Origin of the sequence: Pseudonocardia sp. SID8383, from assembly GCF_009864975.1 — a bacterium.
Classification (GTDB): domain Bacteria; phylum Actinomycetota; class Actinomycetes; order Mycobacteriales; family Pseudonocardiaceae; genus Pseudonocardia; species Pseudonocardia alni.
Genome location: NZ_WWFY01001081.1, coordinates 1 through 5,237 on the forward strand (window position 1 = coordinate 1; position 5,237 = coordinate 5,237).

The 5,237-nt window shown below is 74.0% G+C and carries 5 protein-coding genes; 2 read left to right on the forward strand and 3 right to left on the reverse strand.

The genetic code is table 11. The features are described from left to right. Both GTW08_RS26225 and GTW08_RS26230 read right to left on the reverse strand, forming a co-directional pair. On the reverse strand, nt 1-909 hold a 909-nt coding region (locus tag GTW08_RS26225; protein WP_346009973.1), incomplete at its 3' end, for an iron-containing alcohol dehydrogenase. Further along, nucleotides 894-2,006, reverse strand: a complete 1,113-nt coding sequence (locus GTW08_RS26230) for a mandelate racemase/muconate lactonizing enzyme family protein (RefSeq protein WP_073573800.1) — start codon at nt 2,004-2,006, stop codon at nt 894-896. The genes GTW08_RS26225 and GTW08_RS26230, both read right to left, overlap by 16 nt. Nucleotides 2,007-2,176: 170 nt before the next feature. Here GTW08_RS26230 and GTW08_RS26235 point away from each other — a divergent pair, with 170 nt between their 5' ends. After that, complete coding sequence (locus tag GTW08_RS26235) at nt 2,177-2,959, forward strand: IclR family transcriptional regulator (protein ID WP_073573799.1); 783 nt, start codon at nt 2,177-2,179, stop codon at nt 2,957-2,959. A gap of 7 nt (nt 2,960-2,966) precedes the next feature. On the opposite strand, the gene glf is transcribed toward GTW08_RS26235, so the two are convergent. Further along, the gene (gene glf, locus GTW08_RS26240; protein ID WP_073573798.1) at nt 2,967-4,193 is read right to left on the reverse strand and encodes a UDP-galactopyranose mutase; all 1,227 of its coding nucleotides are present in this window, start codon (nt 4,191-4,193) and stop codon (nt 2,967-2,969) included. Between the two features lie 109 nt (nt 4,194-4,302). On the opposite strand from glf, the gene GTW08_RS26245 reads away from it, so the two are divergent. Continuing rightward, the coding region (locus GTW08_RS26245) for a DUF6541 family protein (RefSeq protein WP_346009974.1) at nt 4,303-5,237 on the forward strand (935 nt) is incomplete at its 3' end.

The following is a 5,237-nucleotide window of genomic DNA, read 5'->3' on the forward strand; positions in this document are numbered from 1 at the left end:
GTACGCCTCCGCCGCCGCGCCGGCGCTCCAGCGCATGACCTGCTCGTTCACCGACGCGAGCGCGACACCGTGCGGGGTGCCCGTGTGCGCGGTGACCGCGTGCGCGATGCCGTGGACCAGGCCCAGCCCGGACACGGTCAGCGCCTGGCCCGCCAGGTGCGCGCCCAGCAGCAGCTGCGCGCGGGCCTCCAGGTCGGTGCCGTCGTCGACGGCGACCGGCAGCCACCGGCCCACCAGGGCGACGGCCTGGGCGGCGGCGGCGTCGGAGACCGGGTTCGCGCCGCGGGAGGCGAGCGACTCGACGCCGTGGACGAGCGCGTCGAAGCCGGTGGCGGCCGTCGCCGCGGGCGGCAGGCCGACGGTCAGCTCCGGGTCGAGGACGGCGACGCGCGGCCGGACCGAGGCGTGGCCCAGGTAGACCTTGCGCTTGGCGCAGGTGTCCTCGACGACGCCGAACCCGTTGGTCTCCGCGCCCGTCCCGGCGGTGGTGGGGACCGCGATCAGCGGCAGCCCCGCGACGGGTGAGGACCACAGGTCGTCGGTCGCGCGGGCGCCGTGGTGGGTGGCGAGCAGCGCGATGCCCTTGGCCGCGTCGAGCACCGAGCCGCCGCCGATCGCGACGACCACACAGGAGCCGAACGCGCGCAGCGCCGTCGCGCCGTGCTCGACGGCCGTCGTCGACGGGTTGGGGCCGATCCCGTCGAACACCTCGGTCCACAGCCCGGCCGCGGTGAGGTCGCCGACGACCCGGTCGACGATGCCGGTGGCGCGCAGCCCGGCGTCGGTGACGACGAACGCCGCCGCCCGACCGAGGCCGTCGACCAGCGCGGGGACCCGGGCGACCGCGCCGGGACCGAACTCCAGGGCGCAGGTCGCCTCGACCGTGAACCCGTTCACCGGACCCGCCACCGTGAGATCGCCTCCTCGTCGAGGGTGAACCCGAGGCCGGGGGCGCTCGGGACCGCCAGCATGCCGTCGTCGCCGACGGTCAGGGGTTCGGCCAGCGGGAAGTCGCGACGCGCCGGGGTCCAGTCCGGCGGGTCGTAGGGGAACTCGAAGAACGGGCCGCCGCCGACGCCGGCGGAGACGTGCAGGTTCGCGAGCACGCCGATGCCGTTCGTCCAGCTGTGCGGGGTGAACGCGCGGTGGCGCAACAGGGCGAGCTCGGCGAGGGTGCGGACCCGGCTCATCCCGGCCGCGAGGACGACGTCGGGCTGGTGGACGTCGAGGACGTCGTCGTCGAGCAGGCGCAGCAGCTCACCGAACGAGCGCTGCATCTCCCCCGCGGCGATCCGCAGCCCGGGGTTGTCGGCACGCAGGGTGCGCATGCCGTCGGCATCGGCGTAGGGCAGCGGCTCCTCGACCCAGAAGACCCCCAGGTCGGCGAGTCGCCGGACGAGGCGCCGCGTCGCGGCGAGGTCGGTGGCGGGGGCGACGTCGCCGGCCATCCGCCACGCCTGGTTGAGATCCACCATGATCGCGAAGTCCTCGCCGAGCGCCTCCCGGACGGCCGCGACCGCGCCGATCCCCTCCTCGACCCGGTCCCGGTCGATCCGGATCTTGACCGCACGGAAGCCCTCCTCCGCGACCCGGTGCGCCACCTCGGCACGCTCCGCGGGCGGGCGCAGCACGCAGAACGACGCGTAGGCGGGCACCGCGTCGAACGTGCCGCCGAACAAGGTCGCGACGGGCAGCCCGGCGACCGTGCCGGCGAGGTCCCACAGGGCCGCCTCCAGCGGCCAGTAGTGGCCACCGTGCAGGGCACAGGTCTCGATGACGCGCACATGCCGGGCGATCGCAAGCGGATCGGTGCCGACGAACAGGTGCCGGTAGGCGTCGAAGCCGTCCATGGTGTCGCCGGAGCCGATGCCGACGACGCCGTCGTCGGTGTGGACGCGCACGATCGTCGCGTCGAACACGGTGCGGGGCTCGGGGTCCCAGGCGGCGCGCAGCGGCGGGTCGAGCGGCAGGCGCACCCGGTCCAGCGTGATGTCGGTGATCTTCATCGGGTCCGGGGTGGTGTCGGGAGCTGGTTCCGGCTCGGGGTGCGATCGGGGGCGGTGCACCCCGAGCCGGTTGGTCCCCGAATCTAGGAAGTCGCCACGGCCGCGGCCAGGGGCCACCGGGAATCGAGATCATCGTTGCGCTGAGGGCAACCGGGACTAGCGTCACCGGTGTGCACAACGGCTACGGGCTCGGCCGCGACGTCGCGCTGCTGGAGGCGCTCGCCTCGGACGAGGCCGGGCGCACCGACGGGCTGGGCGTCGCCGCGGTCGCGCGGCTGACCGGGCGGGAGAAGAGCCAGGTCTCGCGCGCGCTGCGGGCCCTCGCCGACGCCGGGCTCGTCGAGCGCGACGAGGACACACTCGTCTACCGCCTGGGGTGGCGGCTGTTCTCGCTCGCCGCGCGGGGCACGGGCGGCCGGCTGACGGCCGTCGCCGAGCCGGTGCTGCACCGGCTGGCCGCCGAGACCGAGGAGACCGTGCACCTGTGCGTGCTCCGCGACGACGCGCTGCTGACCGCGCGGACGGTGTCCGGGCACTCGTTCCGCACGACCGGCTGGGAGGGCAGGCGCGCGCCGCTGCCGTGCACGTCGGCGGGCCGGGTGCTGCTCTCCGACGCGACCCCCGACGAGCTGTTCGTGCGCTTCGGCGCGGTCGAGGACCTGGTGCCGGACTACCCGCGCTCCCGGGTCCGGACGGTCCCGCAGCTGTGGCAGGCGATCCAGGAGGCCGCCGAACGCGGCTGGGCGGTGTCCCACGAGGAGTTCGAACCCGGCGTGGCCGGGGTCTCCGCACCGGTGCGCGACTTCCGCGGCCGGGTCGTCGCGGCGCTCAACGTCTCGGGGCCGACCGCCCGGCTGGACGGCCGGTTCGACGAGACGGGTCGGGCGACGGCGGCCGCCGCGGCCGCGGTGTCGGCGGAGCTGGGGTGGACGCCGGGGCGTTCCGCCCCATGATCCGTGATCAGTCCTCGGCCTCGGTGCCCGACAGCGGGCGCCCCTCGGTGAAGTGCGGGACGAGGCGGTTCTCGTACATCGTCAGCGCCGACCCGATGGCCATGTGCATGTCGAGGTACTTGTAGGTCCCCAGCCGCCCGCCGAACAGCACACCCCGGTTCGCGGTCTCCTTGCGGGCCAGCTCGCGGTAGCGGTCCAGCTTCGCCCGGTCGTCGGGGGTGTTGATCGGATAGTACGGCTCGTCCCCGGACTCGGCGAAGCGCGAGTACTCCCGCACGATCACCGTCCTGTCCTTCGGGTAGTCCCGCTCGGGGTGCATGTGGCGGAACTCGAGGATCCGGGTGAAGGGAACCTCGGCGTCGTTGTAGTTGATCACCGAGGTGCCCTGGAAGTCGCCGGTCGGCTCGACCGACATCTCGAAGTCCAGGGTGCGCCAGCCCAGCTCGCCCTCGGCGTGGTCGAAGTAGCGGTCCAGCGGTCCGGTGTAGACGACCGGCACGTCGGCGGGCAGCTGCTCGCGCACCGCGAAGTAGTCGGTGTCGAGCACGACGTCGATGTTCTCGTGCGCCGCCATCCGCTCCAGCCAGGCGGTGTAGCCGTCGGTCGGCAGGCCCTCGTGGGTGTCGTTGAAGTAGCGGTTGTCGTAGGTGTAGCGGACCGGGAGCCGGGTGATGATCGAGGCGTCCAGCTCGGTGGGGTCGGTCTGCCACTGCTTGGCGGTGTAGCCCTTGACGAAGGCCTCGTAGAGCGGGCGTCCGACCAGCGAGATCGCCTTCTCCTCGAGGTTCGCGGCCTGCCCGGTCTCGACCTCCGCGGACTGCTCGGCGATCAGCGAGCGCGCCTCGTCGGGGGTGTGGGCCTTCCCGAAGAACTGGTTGATCAGCGCGAGGTTCATCGGGAACGCGTAGACCTGCTCGCCGACCCGGGCGAACACGCGGTGCTGGTAGTTCGTGAAGCTCGTGAACCGGTTGACATAGGCCCACACGCGCTCGTTCGAGGTGTGGAACAGGTGCGCGCCGTACCGGTGGATCTCGATCCCGGTCTCCGGCTCGGCCTCGGAGTAGGCGTTGCCGCCGATGTGGCTCCGGCGCTCCAGGACCAGGACGCGCTTCCCGAGGCCGTCGGCGACGCGCTCGGCCACGGTGAGTCCGAAGAACCCGGACCCGACGACGATCAGGTCGTAGCTGCTCAGGTCGTAACCGTTCAGGTCGGCACTGTCGACGCTCACGGCCATCGAGGGTAGGGCAGGCGTGATCCGGGGCACCCGGCGGCTTCGGTACCCTCGCAGGCAGGTCGGAGAAGCGGACGTATCCGGCACCGTCGTGGCCCGAGGAGAAAATGGCGTGAGCTGGCTGTCCGCCGTCCCCCTCGTGCTGCTGGCCGCTGCCTGGGTCACGCTCCCGGGGCTGGTCGTCGGCCTCGCCGCCGGCCTGCGCGGGATCGCCGCCTGGGGCGCCGCCCCGATGCTGTCGGTCGGCGTGATCGCCGGGTCCGCCGTCGGCGCGAGCATGCTCGGCGTGCCCTGGAGCGGGGCCGCACCGGTCACCGCGGCGGCCGCGTTCGCACTGCTCGTGGTGGGTGTGCGACGGCTGGTGCTGCGCCGCCCGCTGCTGCCGCGGCCCACCGTGGTGCGGGCCGCCGCCGGGGAGTCGGTCCGGACACTGCTCCGCGGCGGACCCGACCGGCGCTGGACCGGGCTCGCCGCGCTCGGTGGGCTGACGATCGCCGCGGTGCTGGGCCTGCGGGCCGTGCTGCGCGGGATGGACCGTCCCGACGCGCTGTCCCAGACCTTCGACGCGAACTTCCACTACAACGCCGTCGCCCGGATCCTCGGGACGCACGACGCGTCGTCGCTCACCGTCGGCGGCCTGGTCAACTCCCCCGGTTTCTACCCCGCGGCCTGGCACGACGTCGTCTCGCTGGTGGCGCCGCTGGCCACCGGGCCGGGCGGGATCGTCGTCGCGTCGAACGTGGTCGCGCTGGTCACCACGCTGCTGGTGTGGCCGCTGTCGGTGCTCTTCCTGGTCCGCACCCTGGTCGGGCGCTCGGCCGGTGCCGCGCTGGCCGCGCCGGTGCTCGCGCTCGGGTTCGTCGCGTTCCCGTGGACGCTGGTCACCTACGGCGCGCTGTGGCCGAACCTGCTGGGCGTCTCGCTGGTGCCGGCCGCGCTGGCCGCGACAGCGCTCGCCGCGCGGCCGGGTCTCGGGCCGGACCCGGTGTCGCCCGCCCGGCCGGGCCCGTACCCCCCGGGACGGGTGGCGCGCTGGTTCCCGGCGGG